The organism is Bifidobacterium sp. POST2/T3 (B1) (assembly GCF_058197115.1).
The window spans coordinates 1-19,602 of sequence record NZ_JBVPQK010000020.1 but is presented as its reverse complement, the minus strand read 5'-3'; the positions used below and the strand labels follow the sequence as shown (position 1 = coordinate 19,602).

General features: G+C 62.5%; 16 protein-coding genes. All 16 read right to left on the bottom strand.

Features of this window, described 5'->3' with window-relative positions:
* The coding region (gene galT / locus AC0AP0_RS02130; RefSeq protein WP_490429215.1) for a galactose-1-phosphate uridylyltransferase at positions 1 to 1,283 on the bottom strand (1,283 nt) is incomplete at its 3' end.
* Positions 1,284 to 1,365: 82 nt separating this feature from the next.
* Complete coding sequence (locus tag AC0AP0_RS02125; protein ID WP_313840635.1) at positions 1,366 to 2,241, bottom strand: DeoR/GlpR family DNA-binding transcription regulator; 876 nt, start codon at positions 2,239 to 2,241, stop codon at positions 1,366 to 1,368.
* A 220-nt stretch (positions 2,242 to 2,461) separates the two neighbouring features.
* Positions 2,462 to 3,205, bottom strand: a complete 744-nt coding sequence (locus AC0AP0_RS02120; protein ID WP_198191461.1) for a polyprenol monophosphomannose synthase — start codon at positions 3,203 to 3,205, stop codon at positions 2,462 to 2,464.
* Positions 3,206 to 3,213: 8 nt separating this feature from the next.
* Positions 3,214 to 4,566, bottom strand: coding sequence for an NADH:flavin oxidoreductase/NADH oxidase (locus AC0AP0_RS02115; RefSeq protein ID WP_490429214.1), 1,353 nt, complete (start codon positions 4,564 to 4,566; stop codon positions 3,214 to 3,216).
* Between the two features lie 180 nt (positions 4,567 to 4,746).
* On the bottom strand, positions 4,747 to 6,942 hold the full coding sequence (locus AC0AP0_RS02110; protein ID WP_046322533.1) for a transglycosylase domain-containing protein: 2,196 nt from the start codon (positions 6,940 to 6,942) through the stop codon (positions 4,747 to 4,749).
* 41 nt (positions 6,943 to 6,983) lie between these two features.
* The gene (locus AC0AP0_RS02105) at positions 6,984 to 7,703 is read right to left on the bottom strand and encodes a Crp/Fnr family transcriptional regulator (RefSeq protein ID WP_046322531.1); all 720 of its coding nucleotides are present in this window, start codon (positions 7,701 to 7,703) and stop codon (positions 6,984 to 6,986) included.
* Between the two features lie 124 nt (positions 7,704 to 7,827).
* Complete coding sequence (locus tag AC0AP0_RS02100) at positions 7,828 to 9,075, bottom strand: lipoate--protein ligase family protein (RefSeq protein ID WP_490429213.1); 1,248 nt, start codon at positions 9,073 to 9,075, stop codon at positions 7,828 to 7,830.
* Positions 9,057 to 9,998, bottom strand: a complete 942-nt coding sequence (locus tag AC0AP0_RS02095; protein ID WP_490429212.1) for a TM2 domain-containing protein — start codon at positions 9,996 to 9,998, stop codon at positions 9,057 to 9,059. Before AC0AP0_RS02095 ends, AC0AP0_RS02100 begins: the two co-directional genes overlap by 19 nt.
* Positions 9,999 to 10,028: 30 nt before the next feature.
* Positions 10,029 to 11,072, bottom strand: a complete 1,044-nt coding sequence (locus tag AC0AP0_RS02090; protein WP_490429211.1) for a 3-isopropylmalate dehydrogenase — start codon at positions 11,070 to 11,072, stop codon at positions 10,029 to 10,031.
* Between the two features lie 66 nt (positions 11,073 to 11,138).
* Complete coding sequence (locus AC0AP0_RS02085; RefSeq protein ID WP_490429216.1) at positions 11,139 to 13,562, bottom strand: S9 family peptidase; 2,424 nt, start codon at positions 13,560 to 13,562, stop codon at positions 11,139 to 11,141.
* 7 nt (positions 13,563 to 13,569) lie between these two features.
* Positions 13,570 to 14,760: an App1 family protein phosphatidate phosphatase gene (locus tag AC0AP0_RS02080; protein WP_490429210.1), complete on the bottom strand. Its 1,191-nt coding sequence runs from the start codon at positions 14,758 to 14,760 to the stop codon at positions 13,570 to 13,572.
* Between the two features lie 10 nt (positions 14,761 to 14,770).
* Entirely contained in the window at positions 14,771 to 15,184 is a 414-nt protein-coding gene (gcvH, locus tag AC0AP0_RS02075; RefSeq protein ID WP_045935082.1) for a glycine cleavage system protein GcvH, read from the bottom strand.
* 39 nt (positions 15,185 to 15,223) lie between these two features.
* A complete protein-coding gene (locus tag AC0AP0_RS02070; protein ID WP_052733254.1) occupies positions 15,224 to 16,828 on the bottom strand; it encodes a L,D-transpeptidase in 1,605 nt (534 codons plus the stop codon).
* Between the two features lie 80 nt (positions 16,829 to 16,908).
* Entirely contained in the window at positions 16,909 to 17,946 is a 1,038-nt protein-coding gene (gene nudC / locus AC0AP0_RS02065; protein ID WP_490429209.1) for an NAD(+) diphosphatase, read from the bottom strand.
* A complete protein-coding gene (locus tag AC0AP0_RS02060) occupies positions 17,943 to 18,800 on the bottom strand; it encodes an alpha/beta fold hydrolase (protein ID WP_183122165.1) in 858 nt (285 codons plus the stop codon). Before AC0AP0_RS02060 ends, nudC begins: the two co-directional genes overlap by 4 nt.
* 23 nt (positions 18,801 to 18,823) lie before the next feature.
* On the bottom strand, positions 18,824 to 19,453 hold the full coding sequence (locus AC0AP0_RS02055) for an NUDIX hydrolase family protein (RefSeq protein ID WP_046322519.1): 630 nt from the start codon (positions 19,451 to 19,453) through the stop codon (positions 18,824 to 18,826).
* Positions 19,454 to 19,602: the final 149 nt, after the last annotated feature.

Here is a 19,602-nt window from a genome sequence, read left to right as displayed (position 1 = left end):
CATTGATTCTCTCCCTTCTCCAGATCCAAGGGCCCCAGCTGGCGGAAACGGTCGGCAATCCGCTCGGGGGTGGTGTCCGACACCCAGGCGGCCATGCCCGACTCGGACCCGGCAAGATACTTGATTTTGTCCACGGCACGGCGGAAGGAGAAGAACTGCAGGTTGAGCCGGTAGTCCTCCCGCCGCGGATCGTGCAGCGGGGCCTGATGCCAGGCGGCGATGTAGGGCAGGTCCATCCCCTTGCCGTCGCCCTTGTCGAAGAAGGCGTTGCCCCGCTTGAGCAGGGTGGAATACATGACGGCCAGATCCCAGCGCTCCTGGTCGTTCAACTGGTCCAGACTCAGGATCCCGTCCCGCACAGGGGCCATGTGGACTTCCAGGGGCCAGCGTGCAGCGGCGGGCACGTAGGCCACCCAGGTGGCGTTGCGGAAGACGACACGTCGACCGGAATCCAGCTCAGCCTTGAGGATGTCCGCCAAAAGGTTGCCGCCGGTGCGTTCACGATAGTCGGCGCACTGCCTCAGCTCCTGCTCCAGCCGGGGGGCGATGAAGGGATAGCAGTAGATCTGTCCGTGGGGGTGGGCAAGGGAGACACCGATCTCCTGCCCATGGTTCTCGAAGGGGAAAATCTGTTCGATGCCCTCCATGGCCGAGATCTCTGCAGTCCGGAAGGCCCAGGCCTCCACCACCGTCCGCAGACGGGAGACCGGCAGATCGGCAGGCAGCGCGTGCTCGTCAGGGTCAAAGCAGACCACCTCACAGCGTCCGTTGGCCTCGCGCACCGGCCATAGGGGGTTGCCGTCCACCAGGGAGGACTGGTCGGTCGCCTGCGTATTGGGCACCTGCATCATGGAGGGGAAGCGGTTCTCGAAGATCGCCACGTTGTAGTCCACATCGGGAATCTCCCCATCCTGGTAGGGGTCTCCGGGCTTTCTGGCGGCCAGGGGGTTGCCCTTGGCTGTGGCCTGGGGACCGGCGGTGATGGGCCGGTTCATACGGGCTGTAGCCATAGGGATCCAGTCTCCGGTCAGAGGATCCCGGCGCATCTGCGGCGGTTGGAAGGGCACCGTCCTGCCCTCCTGATCCTGATGGGGAGCGAACCGGTCGGTCAGGGGACGAGGGTCATCCAGGCGTCTCGTCTTGCGGCCGGAGACATACTCGGGATCATCATCCAAGTAGAAAAACCGACGCCCGTCGGCCAGCCTGGTAGGGGTGATGCGGATGTGCTCTCTGGCATAGTCGCCGGGAACATACCGCTGGGGGACATACTGCTCTGATTTCATGCTGCTCCTTCATCGTCCGTGATGATTGACAATCCATGACAACCCGCTATGGCAACCGGCGCATCCCTGGGTGACTGCCCGCTCATCCGGCATGGTCCGCTTCCCCGGCCGCAGGCCCGGACCCACCGGAGGATCCGTCTTGAGCCTGGCCCTCCTCGGGGTTGACCGGCACCAGAACCAGCCGCTTGACAAGGGACCGCGTGGCCTCGGCCGACTCCTGGTCCAGCTGGTCGTCGGTGATGACGGTGTCCACCTGGTCGAAGGAGGCGAACAGGGACAGGGATGTGCAGCTCCACTTGGTGTGGTCGGTCAGGATGATGGTCCGGTCGGCGATGTCCATCAAGGCCATATCCGTAGCCGCCTCCAGGGAGTTGGGCATAAGGAAGCCACGAGGGATGGAAACCGAGTGGGTGCCCAAAAAGACCGTGTTGACCCGCAAGGAGGCGATGACCTTGTCCGCAATAGGGCCTACCAGGGAGTTGGACCGGGTGATGACGCCGCCGGTGACGATGACCTCCACGTCCTTGCTCTCCATGGCCTGGACCAGTTCGGCCACGGGAATGGAATTGGTCAGCAGGGTCACGCCGGCGCACTGGCGGCTCTCCAGGAGGTGCTGGGCGAAGACATAGGCCGTGGTCCCGCCCCCGATGGCGATGACGTCGCCCGGCGAGACATAGTCGATGGCACGACGGGCGATGGTGTCCTTGAGACCCATGTCCATCTGTGACTTGACCGAGAAGAGCGGCTCAGCCAGAAGCGAGCTGGTGGTGACGGCCCCTCCGTGGACCCTTTTGAGCAGGCCCTTGTCTGCCAGGTCGGCAATGTCCCGGCGAATGGTCATGGCTGAGACGCCCAGCTCCTTGGAGAGGGCGGTAATACGGACTGCGCCACGAGTACGCAACCGGTTCAATATCAGGTGTTGGCGTTGTGACGATATCATTCGAACATTATCGCACACATTCGCCCAAATTGGCAAGCTGGTAATCGGACTGCGGTCGCCATTACCAAGCAGGGGCGAAAAAACGACATTTCTTCGACGTTGGAACCATTCTTCCATACACCTGAAGCCAGCCAAAGCTCTTGCAGGAATCTATTCATCAAGGCGTAATTGATCCTTCAAATCTCCAAAAGATGCCTGCAGGGTCGCTTAAGAAAGCGAACACGAATGTAACCCGATGTCAGTTTCGACGGGTCAACCGCTCAAGTCCCCACAGGGTTACCTGGGCCATGGCCTCCAGAACAATCCCCGTATCCATCTTCGAGCTGCCGCGAACCCGCTCCACGAAGACTATAGGTACTTCGACCACGCTAACGCCCATGGCCTGGACTCGACGCAGCATATCCACCTGGAAGACGTAGCCGCTGGATCGAACCCTTCCCAGATCGATCCGCCTCAGCACGTCCGCTCGATAGACCCGCAGGCCGGCAGTCATGTCCCGTACGGAGGACCCCAGGGCGGTGCGTGCATACCAGGATCCCACACGCGAGATCAGATCCCGATACCAGGGCCAATGTTGAGTGCGGCCTCCGCGCACCCGGCGCGAGCCGATGACCAGGCCCGGATGTGCATGGCCTCGGGCCACCGCCAGCATCCTGGCCAGATCCTGGGGCCGATGGGAGCCGTCCATGTCCATCTCGCAGATCAGGTCATAGCCGTGCTCCAACGACCAGCGGAACCCCTGTATGTAGGCTGGACCCAACCCACGACGGGCATTCCGATGGATGACATGCACGCGAGGATCGCGGCTGGCCATATCCTCGGCCATAGCGCCAGTGCCGTCCGGCGAGCTGTCGTCTACGACCAGGACATCGACCTCAGGACAGCAGGCAAGCAGCTGAGGAAGGATCACCCCGATGTTGTCAGCCTCCTGATAGGTGGGCATGACCACAATGGTCCCTGCTCCGCCGCGAACAGCGTCCATGGCTGCTCTCAGCGTGCGATGCCGTAGGCCCCGCGCCTGTAAGGCTCAGGGTAAGGGGTCTGCTGAGCGGACAGTCCCAGTTTATAGGCGGCCCTGAGCGGCCAGTAGGGGTCACGCAGGCTGGCTCGACCAATCTCGACCGCATCAGCCAAGCCCTTGCGTACAATCCGGTTGGCTTGCTTGGGCTTGGTGATCAGCCCCACCGCCGTGGTGGGAATCAGCACTTGGCTGCGCACCTGATAGGAGAAAGGCACCTGGTAGTTGGGGGCGGCCGGAATCTCCACGCCTGGCACCAGACCCCCGGTGGAAACGTCAATCAGATCCACCCCGTGCAGCTTGAGCACCTTGGCAGTACGGATGGTCTCGTCCAGGCCCCATCCGCCAGTGGCCCAGTCAGTGGCGGACATGCGCACCAGCAGGGGCATGCCCGAGGGAATGACCTCGCGCACGGCATCGGTCACCTGGATCAGCAGGCGCATCCTGCCAGAAAGGTCCCCTCCGTATTCATCGTTGCGTCGGTTGATCAGAGGGTCGAGGAATTGGGAGAGCAGGTAGCCGTGGGCGGCATGCAGCTCCACTCCCAGGAAGCCAGCCTGAACGGCTCGTACCGCAGCAGAGCGAAAATCAGCCACAATGGAGGCTATCTGAGCCCGCGAGAGCTGAACCGGGACCGCCATCTTCCCAAAGGCGATGGGGCTGGGGCCTACGGGCTGCCAGCCGCCCTCGGCCACAGGCACGGTGGCATTGATATAACCCATGGAAGAGCACCCGGAGGAGCCCTTGCGCCCCGAGTGGTTGAGCTGGACGACAGGAACCGCCCCAGCGGCCTTGACATCCCGGACGATGCCCTGCCAGGCCCTGGTCTGCTCGTCGTTCCACAGCCCTACATCGCAGGGCGAGATCCGCCCCTGGGGATCTACGGCCGTGGCCTCCCCGATGACGACTCCGAAGCCACCCAGGGCCCGAGACACATAGTGCTGATAATGGAAGTTGGTAGGAACTCCGTCGTGCCGCAGGACCGAATAGGTGTCCATGGGCGGCATCCAGATCCTGTTGCGGATATGCTGATCTCGCAGTTCCATGGGCTGGAAGAGCGCGGGCAGGGCCCTCTCCCGCCTTCTGCCTGACTTTGATTTCCCAGCCTTTTTGTCTCTCTTATCCTTCTTGCCCTTCTTGAAGGATTTGATCGCCTTGCCAGACTTCTTCCTGCCGTCGGCGACACCCGACTCAAAGGGCCGGATCGGTTTGGACACATCCAGCCTGCCAGAGCCGCTCACTGGTCCTGGCATTGCCTGATCTTCCTTGACCCGGCCGTCGGCCCGAGGGGCCTTGTCATCCAGCTCCGAATATTCCTGGACCATCAGTTCCTGCCTCTCCCGGCGGGCGGCCGCACCCCTCGTGGTCCGCCCGTTGACGAATCCCTAATGGTCACTATTGTAGGCACAGGCCCTGGTCCTCTGGCGAATCCACCGTCTGTGATCGCTCCGGACTGGCTCCTCTGGTTCCCTTGTTGTTCCCCTTGGCCGTGACGGTTAGGTCTGTCACTGTCTGCCCGTGGACCGTTGCTGGAGCTGCTGGGATGGCTGAGACTGCTGGACCCCGCCGGTGAAGCGGGGATCGGGATTGCCGTAGGAATTGTCCGGCTGGATATTGGCTGCGGCCAGGTAGGTGTTCATGAAGTCCTTCCAGGCCGGGGCGGCGATGGATACGCCGTCCCAGATGTGGAAGAACCGTCCGTTGATGGTCTTGTTGTTGAAGGAGACCTGGCCCTCCGCATTGCCCACAGTGACGAAGGCAGCCACCTGGGGTACGAATCCGCCGGTCAGCATGTACTTGTCCTCATGGGTGCCCGTCTTGGCAAAGGTCTTGCGGCCCCCGTCCAGCTGGGCCACGGACGCCACGCCTCCGGGCTGGACCACGCCCTGGTTAATGGCATAGGCGGTGGTCTCGGCGATGCCCGGGTCAATGGCCTGATGGCAATTGGCCTTGGGCACCTTGATGGACCGATTGTTCTTGTCGACCACCTTGGTCATGGCGATGGGGCTGCAGGCCACGCCCTTGGCGGCAATGGTGGCGAAGACATTGGCCATGGTCAGGGGGGAAGCCTGGACCGCTCCGATCACCATTGGCGGCTGGAAGCTGTTGGCCGAGTGGATGTCCATCTGGTCCTTGGGCGAATTGTGGTAGCCCATGTCCTTGGCTGTATCCGCTATGCTGCACAGGCCGATCTGCTGGGCCATGGAGGCCTGGGTGGTGTTGTGCGAGCGGATCAGGGCCTGCAGGGGGGTCTCCGGCGAGGTGGTGCCGCCGCTTGCATTTTCCACATGCCAGCTGCCGGTGCCGAACCCGTAAGGGGTGCCGTCAGCCTCAGTGCAGGCGAATGTGGTCTCTGGGTAGCTGGTGGATGTGCGCAGGGGCTGGTTGATGGACTTGCCGGCCTTCATCCAGGCCACCATGTTGATGGGCTTCCAGGAGGAGCCCACGGGGAAACCCCAGCCGCCGCCGTCCTGCTGGTCCACTGCATAGTTGATGGCCGTGCGGGTGCCGCCGCCGGAGTTCTGGGTGGCATCGTAAATGCGGTTGATGCCGAAGCCCAGGACCTCGCCGGTGCCCGGGCGAATGGCCGCCATCGTGACCTCAAAGCCGGTCGGATCATCCACGGGGATGGTGTCCCGGGCCGCCTTCATGGCTGCAGCGTTGGCGTTGACGTCCATTGTGGTGTAGATGTCCAGACCGCCCTCCTTGAGGAGCTTGTTGCGCTCCTCCTGGCTCTTGCCAAACTCCTTGGAGTTGAGGATTTGCTTGGTCACGTAGTCGCAGAAGAAGGCCGCGTCCCCAGCCGCCTGGCAGCCGGCGTCCGCGGACTGCACATGCAGCATCTGATCCAGCGGCTTGGCCTTGTACTCGTCATACTGGCGCTGGGTGATGTAGTTCTCCTGGCGCATCAGATCCAGGACGATGTCCCGCTGCTCCTGAGATGCCTTGACGTTGACGGTGGGATCGAAGCGGGCGGGATTCTTGGTCACGGCGGCGATGGTCGCGGCCTCGCCCGGATCCAGGTCCTTGGCCGACTTGCTGAAGTAGCGCCTGGCCGCCGACTCAACCCCATAGACGTTGGTGCCGAACTGAGCGATGTTCAAATACCCTTGAAGAATCTCGGCCTTGGAGTACTTCTTCTCCATCTGCACCGCAATCAGCATCTCCCGCATCTTGCGGGCTATGGTCTCCTCCTGGGCGTGGTACTCGGCGATGGGGTCGTTGTTCTCCGCAGCCTGGCTCATGAGCACGTTCTTGACGTACTGCTGGGTCAGGGAGGAGCCGCCCTGTGTATCACCCTGCTTGATGTAGGTCTGGATGAAGGCCCTGAGCACGCCCTGGGTGTCCACGCCGGCATGCTCGAAGAAACGACGGTCCTCGCGGGCTACCACAGCCTTCTGCATGTACCCGGAAACGTCCTTGATGGGCACCACAATCCTGTTTTGCGCATAGAAGGTGGCGATGACCGTATGCCCGTCGGAGGCGTAGAGGCGAGACTGCTGAGGCAGATCGTTCACGTTGAAGTCGATGTTGTCCGTCTTCAGTGCAGGCATCAGATTCCTGGAGGCGGCGTTGATGCCGAAGACAACGGGAGACAGGAAACCAGAGACGACCACGCCACCTGCGATGCAGAAGATGAGGTAAGCCAGCAGCAGCGTGAAGAAGCGCCTGACCGACATGGATTTCTTTTGTTCGGGCATGGTCTCCATCCTAGGCCGTCGGCTCTACCGAACAGTGGCGTTTACATGCGCGAGCGTCGAATCAGCGGTCCAGGCTGGAAGATGATGATGGTACGGCCCTTGCGAGAGATCCATCCCCGGTTGGAGAAGTCCATCAGGGCCTTATTGACGGTCTCCCGTGAGGCGCCGACCAGCTGGGCCAGCTCCTCCTGAGTCAGATCGTAGGGGACCATCAGCCCCTGCTCGAAGGGCTCACCAAAGCGTGTGGCCAGATCCAGCAGGGTCTTGGCCAGGCGGGCCGGCACGTCCAGAAAGACCAGGTCGGAGATGCGCTCGTTGTCGGTCCGCAGACGGTGGGCCAGCACCTGAAGCATGTCCACAGCCACCTTGGGATGCTGGTTGAGCCAGTCGAAGAGGGTATCGTGGTCCAGTGCCGCCACCTTGGTCTTGTTGACCATGACCACGGCAGAGGCTGTACGCGGCCCACCGGAAGGGTCAAAGACGGGAATTTCGCCCAGGATCTCCCCGCGCCCGTGGATGCTGAGCAGCTGGATGCGACGGTCGGGCGACTGGCGGACCAGCTTGACCCGGCCCTCCTCCAGCAGATACATGCGGTGGTCGGTGTCACCCTGTCGAAAGACCGTGGACCCCTTGGCGTATGTGGACTCGTGCATGGTACCCAAAAGCTGGTCGGCGTCCAGCCTGGGCACTTGTTTGAATAAGGCGGTCTGCCTGAGGGCGTTCCCGTCATCGGGAATCTCATTGGGCTTGTGAACCGCCATACTCCGCACTCCTTTTTGCCATGTCTGGCGGGTCTGCACCGACTCGCGTATGGTTGATGACCTCACGCCGGGTTCGACGCGACTGAGCACGATTATACCCACACACATCAACCCCCTTGCCTGGTCAGGCGATCTGGGCGGTCCACTCCTCACGGCCGTAGCGCTGCCCGGCCAAAGTACGGGCTCGCTGCTCAACCTCGGGCGCAGGCTTAGAGATGCGCAGATCCTCTACCAGGGAGGGCAGGGTATCCAGAAGAATATCGATCAGGGATTGACGGGACAGACTGGTCTGCCTGTCGATGGGATCCACCCGGCTTCTGACCGAGGTTACGGCCTTGTCATGGAACTTCTCCGGGTCCACGTTGAGCACCTGGGCCATCAGGTCGGCATCCACCGAATAAGAAAGCGTGGTGTGGTGGAGCAACCCGCCCGGTCCGTAGGAGCCTGCTGGCAGCCTTCTCTGAGCGGCGCCCCCCATCTTGCCCCGCGGGGAGGCGATGTCATTCATGCCCTGCCATCCGGCCTGAATCCCTTGCATGCGCAGACCACGGACCAGCCAATAGTCGCAGATCCGATAGGAGTCGATCAGGTCGGTTCCTTTGACAAAGTCCAAGGGCAGATAGAGGGAATAGGTAATGGCCCGGTCGGGCTGAATGACCATGGTGCCACCACCGGTGCAGCGGCGGACCAGGGTAAAGCCCAGACTGCGCGCCCGCTCGACGTGGACCTCTCTGCTCAGGGACTGGAAGCGCCCCAGGATCACCGCCGGTGCCGACCAGTTCCAGATGCGCAGAGTGGGTGGCAGCTGGCCCTGAGCCACGGCATCATTGAGAGCCTGGTCCATGGCCATCTGCATGACCGGCTGACGTGGACTGTCCCTGATCAGGTCCAGTTTTAGGCCAGACCAACGGCGGCGGCATTCGGCCTCGTCCGGCTGGGACCGCCTGGAAGAGGTCTGGTCCGAGACGGACGGCAGCTGGTCGGACTTCCCCTGTCTTTGGATAACCAACCCATCAGGCAGAGCGCGCTCCAGAGCGGTCACCAGGCTCCATGGAGACACACCGACTACCCGTTGACCGTCCCCTTCTGCCATGACCCTGTCCAGCCTTTCCAGAGCCAAACCAGGGTCCAAAGGCAACGGGAGGTCGCAGATTGCGGATTCCAGCCGGGATACCGGCCCATGAACCCCTCCGGATTCCTGAGAGGCTGACGGGGCTGGCTCAGCGAAGAAGTCGCCGTCAATCCTGCATGAGGAAATGACCGGACGCGAGTCGGATCCCTGGCCCAGGGTCAGGGTTACGGCCGCCAGTTTGCCGCCCATCTGCTTGCCGACGCCGCGCAGACAGGCCGGATTCAATCCGTCAGCTCCCATCCGCGAGCGTCACGATGCCAGAAGGAGCCGGCCGAGGATGTCAGAATCAGGATGCCTTCGATAAGCCCCCAAATCATGGCGATGGTCGGCCCGATGAAGAAGAAGGGGAAGCCGATCAGGGTGAGCATGAGCTGAGCCACACCCCGGCCGGTCCTGCCCAGGTAGAAGTTGCCCACGCCGAAGCATCCCAGAAAGATGCTGAGCAACCCGGCTGCCAGCTTGCTGTGCGGGGTGGGCGATATCGGGTAGGCTCCCCTGCCGTTGGGCATTGCCCCCGGATACCCTCCCTGGGGCATGACCGGGTAGGGCCAGGGCATGGAAGTCTGGGGAGGATACTGCCCGCCGGGATACTGATTGCCGGGATACTGGCCCATCGGGTATTGATTGCCCGGATACCCGCCCTGGGGGTATTGACCAGCCGGATACTGGCCGGGATAGCCCGGTCCCGGCTGATAGGGCCTTTGTGGATTCTGAGCGCCAGGATACTGTCCGTCAGGATAACGGCCATCTGAATACTGCCCAGCAGGATATTGCTGACCTGTTGGATAACCGGCGGTCGGATACTGATTAGGCCGGTAGGGCCCCGTCTGATAGGCCCCAGGATTTTGGCCGCCATTCTGAGGGGCAAACGGGTATCCGGAATCGTACCTCTGCCCTGTCGGATACCCGCCATGGGGATACTGGCTAGTGGGATATTGACCGGCCTGATACGGATTCTGATTCCCTCCGCCAACGTCATGGCCAGCTGGATAGCCCGCAGTCTGCCGCTGACCGTCAGCTGCACCGGCAGGGGTATCCCCGCCGACAGGATCCCGATGCTCAGGCGGTACCTGCGGGGATGGGGAGGTGCCGAAACCAGGATTTCCTGTCGGCGTATCGTTGGACTGCCGGTCGCCCGGCTGAGGGGCATCATCCATAGTCATGCCCTCCAGTCTAGCCGCCATCCGGCCCGATTACAGCCGGGCCAGAATATCCTTGCCAATCTGCTCCGTACTCCGCTGGGTGGAGCCGGACCGCTCGATATCGTCCTCCACAGCACGCTCAATGCTGGCCGCCTCGCTCTCAAAGCCCAGATGATCCAGGAGCATACCCGCCGAGAGAATGGCCGCCGTGGGGTTGGCAATCCCCTTACCGGCGATGTCAGGGGCGGACCCGTGGATGGGCTCGAACATTGATGGGTAGGTGCCCGAGGCGTTGATGCAGCCGGAGGCCGAGTAACCCACACCCCCCACCACAGCTCCCGCCTCGTCGGTGAGGATGTCTCCGAAGAGGTTGTCGGTCACGATCACGTCAAAGCGGCTGGGCTCGGTCACCATGAATATGGTGGAGGCGTCGATGTGCAGGTACTCACGCTCCACGTCGGGATACTCCTGGCCCACTTGATCCACCAGCCGCTGCCACATGTCTCCTGCGTTGGTCAGCACATTCTTCTTGTGGACCAGGGTCAGGCGGCGGCGACGCTTCATGGCCAGTTGGAAGGCATAGCGGATGACCCGTTCCGCTCCGTAAGCCGTATTGATGGAGACCTCGGTGGCCACCTCCTGGGGGGTGCCCCGGCGAATGGAACCGCCGGCCCCGGCGTAAAGCCCCTCGGTGCCCTCCCGCACGACTACGAAATCGATGTCTCCCGGATTGGCCAGGGGCGACACCACGCCCTTGTAGAGCTTGGAAGGCCTCAGATTGATGTATTGATCCAGTTCGAAACGCATTTTAAGCAGCAGTCCACGCTCCAGGATGCCGGCCTTGATCCGCGGGTCGCCGATGGCCCCCAAGAGGATGGCATCCTGCTGCTTGAGCCTGTCCAGATCCTCGTCGGGCAGAACGGCTCCATCACGCAGGTAACGCTCAGCGCCCAGGTCGAAATCCTCATAACGGATATCAGCCTTGCCCCGGGTCACCTTTTCCAGGACGGCTTGTGCCTGGGGTACGATCTCCTTGCCGATGCCGTCACCGGCAATGACCGCAATGTGATATGTTTTCTGCTTGCTATTTGTCATACCCCGAGCATAACGAGCCAGCCAAGGCCCTTTCATGACCCCGACCGAATCCCGGACAGACCAGGATCAGCGGCTTTCGGGGACCATGATGGACAGGCACCAGGCATTCTCGAAGGCCAGCTCCTCCCATTGCCGGTAACGTCCGCTAATGCCCCCGTGGCCTGCCTGGACCTCGATTCTGATCAGCGCATCGGCCCTCACCTGCGGCTCCTGCAGCCTGGCCACCCACTTGAGCGGCTCCACGTAGAGCACGCGGGTGTCGTTCATGGATGTGGTCACCAGGATGGCAGGGAAGTGGTCACTGCCGAAGAGCCGGCGCCTACTATCAGCATCAGGAACGTTCTCGTAGGGCGAGTAGGAACGCATATACCGGTAGACCTGCTGATCATGCAGGGGGTCTCCCCACTCGTCCCATTCGGTCACGGTCAGCGGCAGGTTCGGATCCAGGATGCTGGTCAGCGCATCCACAAAAGGCACATCCGCCTCGATGCCGGCATAGAGCTGAGGGGCCATATTGGCCACGGCCCCCATCAACAGCCCGCCGGCCGACCCGCCGTTGGCCACGGTATGACGGGGATCCGCCCAACCCTGAGCCTGCAGAGCGGCAGTGACGTCGAGGAAGTCCAGGAAGGTATTGACCTTGTGCAGCCGGCGGCCCTGCTCGTACCAGGCGCGGCCCATCTCCCCGCCGCCGCGCACATGTGGGACGGCGTAGAGCACTCCCCGGTCCAGCAGGCTGAGCCGACCGGTGGAAAAGCCCGGTTCCTGGCTGATTTCGTAAGCCCCATACCCGGTGATGAACATGGGTGCAGACCTATCCGGATCCTGGTCCGGCCAAGGACGGCGCTCGGGATGGTCGGGAGCCTGGATGACCGTGTCATCGGGCCCGGTCCTCCCGCTGGCGTCCAGCGCCGGATGCATGCCCCGCCGCCAGACCAGCGAGACCGGCACTAGGGCCCCATCCCTGACGCGGACCAGAATTCGACGCTCGGCGTAGCGCTCGGGTTTAAAGTCGCCTAGAACCCGAGCCCGCTTGAGCAGCCGATCCACACCCCGGACTGGATCCAACTCCCGCAACTCGGCTGGGGTTCCATAGCTGCCCCGGATGTAGCGCAGCCCGGGAGCCTGGTAGGAGGGGTTGTCCGTGGGGCCGATGCTGTAGAGACGGTCAATGCCGTTCTTGGCCCGGTCGGGCAGGACCTCACGGAAGCGCCAGGGCCGACCCGCCCGCAAATCCTCCAACGCCTGGTCCTTGGCGATGACGGCCATGTGGGGCAGGCTGTCGGCCCGGTAGGTCAGGACCACGAAGCTGCGGTGGATGCCCAACCCTTCGATGCCCAACCCGCGAGCGCCCTGCAGGATGGCGGGATTGCCCGGGTCCCGATAAGGCTTCTCGGGCGGCAGAGAGGACAGGTCTCCGGAGCCTTCGCAGCCATAGGGGCTGCCCTGTGCCAGCCGCACCCCCTCTCCCAGGCGGAAGGGCGGACGGTGGCTGCGCAGATCGATCAGGTCCACCTCGAAGTTGGGGTTGTTCACATTGTGGTAAACCACGGCCACCGGCAGGTCCTCCCCCGCCGGACCGGCATTTTCGAACCGGGCCAGGCTGATGTCGTACTCGACCCCCTCCTTGCGGGGGATCAAGGGCACAAACTCACCCTGCGGATCCTTCAGGTCCAGCATGAGCACCTCACTGGTGGTCTTGGACCCGGTGGCAATCAGCATGGCGGATTCGTCGTAGCTCAGGCCCAGCCCCACCCAGAAGCGCTCATCGTCCTCCTGGTAGACCATGACATCCTGATCGGCCGAGGTGCCCACCTTATGCCTCCAGACCGTGTCCGGACGCCAGGCCTTGTCCAGGCCGGTGTAGAAGACCCAGCGGCCGTCGGGGGTCAGCACTGCCCCCGAGGAGACCTGGTCAATCCGATCAGGCAGGTCTCGGTTCTCGGCCAAATCCCGGATGCACAGGTCGTAGCGCTCATTGCCTTTGGTGTCCAGTCCATAGAGCATCCACCGGCCGTCGGCGCTCAGGTCCAGGCACCCCAAGGAGAAAAAGTCATGCCCCTTGGCCTCGGCATTGGCATCGAAGATGACCTCCTCGCCCGGCATGGACCCGGGCGCCGCATCGGCCTCGACAGCAGGAGGATCCCAATCATCATGGTCGCGCACCGGCAGGCGGCACTGCACCCCATACTCCTGGCCCTTGAGCGTGCGGGAGAAGTACCAGTAGCCGTGCATCCGGGTGGGCACCGACATGTCGGTCTGCTGTACCCGGTCGGTGAACTCCTTGAGCAGGGTGGCCCGCAAACCCTCCTGACCGGCAAGCCGTTCCTGGCAGTATCGGTTCTCATCACGCACATAGGCCTTGGTGGCCGGATCCTCACGGTTGCGCATCCACTCGTAAGGATCTTCGAAGTGATCCCCATGGAAGCATCGATCAGAGGGACGGCGTTGTGCACGTGGAGGAACGGGATTGACGGCCGAAAAACTCATGGGGCGATTATATTCGGGCACAACGACGCAGATAGGGCAGCAGGGTTCGCATCAAATTGGCGCCTGTGGTCCCGTAAAAGACCGGCACCTCCGTCACTGGCATCGGCTGGGTGGCAGTGCGTTTGATCAAGTTTCCAAGCCCGGTTTCCTGAGGACTCAGCTGACGGATGCCAATGGCCAGGACGCGGCCCGGATATTGCCGTACCACCTGGGCGAAGGTGGAGGGATCGCTCTGCCCGTCATCGCCCATGAGCACGAAGCGCATCTTGGGAAAGTCGGCCATGAGCTGGCGGATGAACTCCATCTTGTGCTGCACGATGGAGGGTACGAAGGTCTTGGGCCTGGGATCCAGATCTCGCAGCAACAAGGGGCCAGCCGGAAAGCCGTGGTCGCGGATGAAAGCGCGTATGGATCCCTCCACATTCCAGGGCGAGGCCGACAGGTAGAAGAAAGGCATCCGGGGGTCCAGATCGCGGATGCGGTTGTAAAGCACGGCCATGCCCGGCACCGAAGACCGTCGGTGCGGGTTTGACAAAAGCAGGTTCCAGGCAGCCTTCCAATGATTGGGCACTTGGCTGATCATGATGGTGTCGTCCACGTCGGAGATGACGCCGACAGGAGTCTGACCGGGCACGATGTATAAAGGCGCGTCGACGGGCCGGCGGCCCCGCACCTGGTAGGAGACCCGGTGCACGCCCGGGGGCAGCCGATGCTCGGCCACCAGATCCAGGTAGCCCGATCGGTCGGAGAAGACGGCATCCGCACTCAGGCTGCGGCTTGGATCTACGGCATCGTAGACCGAGGAATCGCCCACCTGGACCCTTCCGATGGCCGTGCTGTCAATGGCCAGCCTGACCCTGGTCCTGGGCGCGGGTACGGTCAGCAGGCCGCAGATACCCCGAATGGCGGGATCTGCGCGTCTGCTGCCGTCGGTCAGAATGGTACGGCATATCAGCCGGGAGTATGACTCGGTACCGTAGCCCACATAGGGTTGGACATCGGCCGACCAGCCCAGGCGCCCGGTCATATTGATGGACAACCCCACCCAGAGGTCGAAGGCGCCAGTAATCAGGCGACGCAACAGACGCACCGGAGCTGGTCTGCTCTCGATGTCCTCCCCGGGCGCGGCTGAATCGAAGGTGGTGCTGACCGATCGGACCCGCAGGGGCCCTTCATTGCGGCCGGATCGCCTGGTCATAGCTAAACCGTCAGTTCAGGCTCTTCAGCAGCTGACCGTACTCCTCGGCGCTCATCAAGTCGGGCTCATCGTCCTCCAGGTCGATCTTGGCTATCCAGCCTTCCCCATAGGGGTCGGAGTTGATGACCTCCGGATCGTCCGAGGCTGCCCTATTGACATAGGCGATGGTGCCCGCCACTGGACAGACCACCGGCTCAACAGCCTTGGAGGACTCCAGCTCAATGACCTCATCGCCGGCATCGACGTGTGTGCCGGTTTCGGGCAAGTCCAGAAAAACCAGGTCTCCCAGCTGGTCCGCCGCATACTCGGTCACGCCCATGGGCGCCGGGGATTGGCTGGGGTCGATCCAGACATGATCCTGGGAATACCGCAGGTGTTCGGGCACATCCAAACGGGAAGTCCCATCACTGTGTTCATCACTCATGGTTCCAGCCTACTCGGCCGTCTGCCGCAGCAAGTGCTCCTAGCGGGCCGAACCCGACGGAGCCTGTCCCACCACCTTGACCATGGTCCCGATCGGAGCGTTGTCAAAGACCCACTTGGCGTCCTGCTCATACATATTGATGCAGCCGTGGGATCCGTATAGGGCAGGGTCGCCCTTGGCGATGCCGGTAGAGTTCCAATTGGCCGTGTGGAAGCCCTCATCGCCGTTGTAGTAGGAGACCCATGTGATATTGGGCAAAACGTAGCCATCCCCGCGCATGGTCTGAACCGGATAGCGCAGATAAATGAAGAAGGTGCCGGTGTCGGACCATCTCCCGTCAGCGGGTTTGCCTGAGCATATGGGGAAGGTCTTGACCTGGGTGGTGCCGTGGTAGGCGGTGGCGGTCTGGTCACTGAGGTTGACCTGAATCCACATGTCGCCGTCCGGCACGTCGTAGCGGGCCACACGGGTCTGCTCCTTGTGGGGTGTGATCTCGGCGCTCGCCTGTACTGGGTTCGTATCGCCCTGTTCCAATGCCTTGACAACCAAGTCTGCAGTGGCGGACACGTCCTTGACCCGGACACCGTCCACTCCCTTGGTGGTCTCGGCCACCACATCGCCCTTGGTGTTCTTGACATTGACGGCGGTGACCATGTCCCGATTCAGTTGCCGGGCAAGCTCCTGGTCCAGATACTGGTTGATGGCCTGCCGATCGAAGCCCAGCTCCATGGTCCCCTTGTCCAGATCAGTGACCGGCTTGACCCAGGTGGCCACGGTGGCAGCCGGGACCGTCATAAGGTCATTATCGGCACCCTTGATGACCAAATCCTTGGCCAGTCGTTGGTTGGCTTGAGAGGCCACCTTATTGGCGGTGTCCAGACTGATGGGCATGGCCACGTCCTTGTAGACCATCCCTACGGCCAGACGCCTGCCGGGCTTGTCCACCAAGGATGAGACGGCATCCTGCACGCGGCCCAACTCAGGCGCCTTGCCGCTGCGACCCTCCTGGGCCCGGAAGGCGTGTGCGCCTTGATCGAAAACGATGGTTGAAGGAGCGGAACGGTCCTGGCGGGGGATGAAATGTTCAGTCAGATACTTGTCCATGGCCAGCTGATCCCGCTCGGCCACCAGCGGCACAGCCTCGCCGTGGAAAGGGTTCAGCCGGGAGAGGCCTGCGGAGCCCTTGGCATCCATGATCTTGGTGACCGTTGCATCCGAATCCACGCTTACGCCCAGGTCTTTCAGCCCCGCCCGGGCGGATGTGCCTTCACCCTTGATCTCCACCTGGGAGTCACGTACCTGTCGATCGACGATCTGCTTGACCTGGTCCTTGGTCCGGCCCATCATGACCTGCCCTCCCAGGGTGACGCCGGGGGCCACCCGATCGCGGAAGAAGGCACGGACGCCAAACCAGCAACCCACCAGAATCAGCACAGCCAAAAGCAACAGAGCCAGGATGGTACGTCCCCGATGACCGCTCGAAGGAGCCTTATGGCTGACACCTGCGCCGAAGGCCCGCTCTGCTTCCTCGTCGGCAAAGAGGTCCACAGGATCGGGCCCGTTGCCCATCGTCGGCGGCATGGTCACTGTTTCAGCCTGGTCGACATCAGAGATACGGGACTCTTCTTGCTCCTCCATAGCCATAACACACCTTTCGCTGCTTACGGTCCTTGGAATATCTTACGGCAAGACCAGGTCCGGGGGTGCAACACCACCCCAATGAATCAGAGCTCGCTGCCGTACCACTGCTCAATCATGTACCTGGCCACACTGGCCGCCTGGGGTATACGCAACCGGCCCGAGGCCAGAGTAGCCCCGAATTCCTCCCGTGTGAACCAGTTGGCCTCATCGGTCTCCTCACCGTCCACTCGGATATTCGTATTCAGGGATCTGGCTCTGAAAGCCACCATCAGCGATGAGGGGAAGGGCCAGGGCTGGGAGCCCAGATACCGCATCTCGCCCAGGTTCAGGCCCACCTCTTCCATGGTCTCCCGTCGGACTGCATGCTCCAGATTCTCCCCAGCCTCGACGAATCCTGCAGTGACCGAGCGAAAGCCAGGAGCCCACTTCCGGTTGTGCTGGAGCAGAAGCCGATCGCGACCGTCCACAACGGCCATGATCACTGCGGGCTCAATGCGGGGAAAGAGCGTGTGTTTGTCCCCTGATGCATTCCCTTGGCAAATCTGAGCCCATCCGGCCTGGCAAGGATGGACCGGTGCACCACATTGAGGGCAGAAGGCCTGGCGTTCATGCCATATGGACAGCGCGACCGCACAGGTTGCCAGGCCCACCTGACGCGGACGGCCATGTGGGGCATACTCACGCAGGGCAAGCCAGTCAAAGCGCTGATCCGCAGCCTGAACCAGGTCACGAAGGGGGGCTTGGACAGCCCGATGTGTACAGACAAGATTCAGATCCAGGGCCAGCCAGGCCTGCTGGCCGGCCTTCCCCAGGTAGTAGCAGGGCAGCTCGAACCGGTCCGTCGAGCCCGCCAAAGGACCTCGCAAATATGCAGCGGGCAGGGTGGCCAGACGGATGCTGGCCCCAGTTCGGCCGGCCAGAACCCCTTTGCCCCTGGGCACAGCCACCCTGTCGCCCCGCACCAGGATGACTCCAGTGCCGTCCTGGTCCAGCAGGTGGTCAAGCAGCCCGGGCTGCTGCCGAGACGCCGTGTCATAATCCACATCCCCCTGAGCCAAGGGCAGGAAGGACAGGGGTCCAGTAAGTGCCAGCGGGGAGAAGACCGTCCCGGAATCGCTCATGACTGTCCCCCCACGCGACGAACCAGGTCCAGCAGGGCGGCGGCCACCTGATCCGGATGCTCGACGGCGCTGAAGTGGCCGCAGTCTTCGATGGCAGTGAAAGTGACATCGGTTCCAGCCTGACGCATGGTCTGAGCCAACGGCTCCATGGTGCTTGGGGAGCTGGAGGGATCGCAGCGGCCGCTGACCAGGGCCACGGGCACTCTGATGCGGCCGGCCAGATCGCTCTGATCCGGACGGCCTGCAGCCATCCGCTCCCGCCAGGCAATACCCCGGGGATCCTGGGACTGTATCCATTCGGTCATGGTCTGCACGAAGGCGGGCGAACACTTGACCGTGGAATCGCCTTCCTGGGGCCTGGCGAAATGCATGACCGGATCAAGCGTCCCCTCCACCTCACAGGTTCGGGCGATCCGCAGCCGGTTGGCACGGGAGGCCGGACGGTCAGCCATCATGGTGGTGTCACATAAGGCCAGCCCGGCCACCATCCGCGGATAAAGCCTGGCTACGGCCTCGACCAGATAGCCTCCCATGGAAAGTCCGACCCAGATGGCCTTCTGCGCTCCCGTGGCGGCAATCATGTCCACAAAGGCTTGAGCCATGGCATCCAATGCACCAGGAAGGGCGCCATCAGAATCTTCCGGACCACAGGAAGTCGGCCCAGGCAGAGGGCAATCGCCTGCTCCTGGCATATCTGGCGCATAGACCGGAAAGGGCTCTATACCCGCACGATCTGCCTGCGCAATCAGCGAGGCCGCGCACCGATCCCACATGCGGTGGTCCACAGGGAAAGCATGGACCAGGACCAGCGGCAGCCCCTTCCCATGACGATATACGGTATTGGCAATGGTCATGCCCGCCTCCAAGGATTCGCGATTCACAGTGCACCAGCCCATGTCAGGGCACTCATCAGCACCTTGCCATGCCCGCCGGGCATCTGGCTCATGAAGGACTCCAGCATGTCCCCTTTGGGATCGATCCACTCCACATCCAGGGTCTCGTCCTGGGGCTTGCAGTCCCCGGCCACCGGCACCAGATAGCACAGCGCGATGGCATGCTGGCGCGGATCGTAGTACTCCGAAACCCCTGGCGTGGGGAAAAACTCAGCCACGGTGAAAGGCTGCGGGCTGGCAGGCAGCATGGGCAGGGCCAACTGGCCCAGATCCTTGGCAATGTTTCTGGCCAGAGCCTCTCTGATGGTCTCGTGATAGAGAATCCGTCCGGTAATCAGGGTGCGCTCGATATTGCCCTGATCATCCACGCGCAGAAGCGTACCCACCTGGGTGACTGCACTCATGTCATCCACACGAACCGGAACTACCTCCACATAGGGCATGGGCAGGCAGCGCCGAGCACGGTCGATGGAGTCACGATCCAGCCATCCGGGGGGATTCGAGCCCGAAAAACCCCGGTTGAAATCCTCAGGGGTGATGTGTGAGAAGGCGCCACGGTCGCGATCGGCATCGAAGTCGTCATCATCGGGAATCTCGTCGTTCAGCACTGGCATGGCTCCATTATCCGCACCAGGCTTGACCGCCCGCGGGACCCCGGCGGACATCTCCACCCAGAGCATATTCGTGCGCTTTCTCCAGCCTTGATGGAATGCTGATGATTGAAAGCGGTTGCTAAGCACGGGAGCTTCCCGCGCGACAGTCA

Coding starts and splice junctions, on each gene's coding strand:
- gcvH (WP_045935082.1), bottom strand. CDS start 15,184: ATGAGTGATGAACACAGTGATGGGACTTCCCGTTTGGATGTGCCCGAA.
- AC0AP0_RS02060 (WP_183122165.1), bottom strand. CDS start 18,800: ATGACCATTGCCAATACCGTATATCGTCATGGGAAGGGGCTGCCGCTG.
- AC0AP0_RS02105 (WP_046322531.1), bottom strand. CDS start 7,703: ATGGCGGTTCACAAGCCCAATGAGATTCCCGATGACGGGAACGCCCTC.
- AC0AP0_RS02100 (WP_490429213.1), bottom strand. CDS start 9,075: ATGGGAGCTGACGGATTGAATCCGGCCTGTCTGCGCGGCGTCGGCAAG.
- AC0AP0_RS02080 (WP_490429210.1), bottom strand. CDS start 14,760: ATGACCAGGCGATCCGGCCGCAATGAAGGGCCCCTGCGGGTCCGATCG.
- AC0AP0_RS02095 (WP_490429212.1), bottom strand. CDS start 9,998: ATGACTATGGATGATGCCCCTCAGCCGGGCGACCGGCAGTCCAACGAT.
- AC0AP0_RS02070 (WP_052733254.1), bottom strand. CDS start 16,828: ATGGCTATGGAGGAGCAAGAAGAGTCCCGTATCTCTGATGTCGACCAG.
- AC0AP0_RS02090 (WP_490429211.1), bottom strand. CDS start 11,072: ATGACAAATAGCAAGCAGAAAACATATCACATTGCGGTCATTGCCGGT.
- nudC (WP_490429209.1), bottom strand. CDS start 17,946: ATGAGCGATTCCGGGACGGTCTTCTCCCCGCTGGCACTTACTGGACCC.
- AC0AP0_RS02115 (WP_490429214.1), bottom strand. CDS start 4,566: ATGGTCCAGGAATATTCGGAGCTGGATGACAAGGCCCCTCGGGCCGAC.
- AC0AP0_RS02120 (WP_198191461.1), bottom strand. CDS start 3,205: ATGGACGCTGTTCGCGGCGGAGCAGGGACCATTGTGGTCATGCCCACC.
- AC0AP0_RS02085 (WP_490429216.1), bottom strand. CDS start 13,562: ATGAGTTTTTCGGCCGTCAATCCCGTTCCTCCACGTGCACAACGCCGT.
- AC0AP0_RS02055 (WP_046322519.1), bottom strand. CDS start 19,453: ATGCCAGTGCTGAACGACGAGATTCCCGATGATGACGACTTCGATGCC.
- AC0AP0_RS02110 (WP_046322533.1), bottom strand. CDS start 6,942: ATGCCCGAACAAAAGAAATCCATGTCGGTCAGGCGCTTCTTCACGCTG.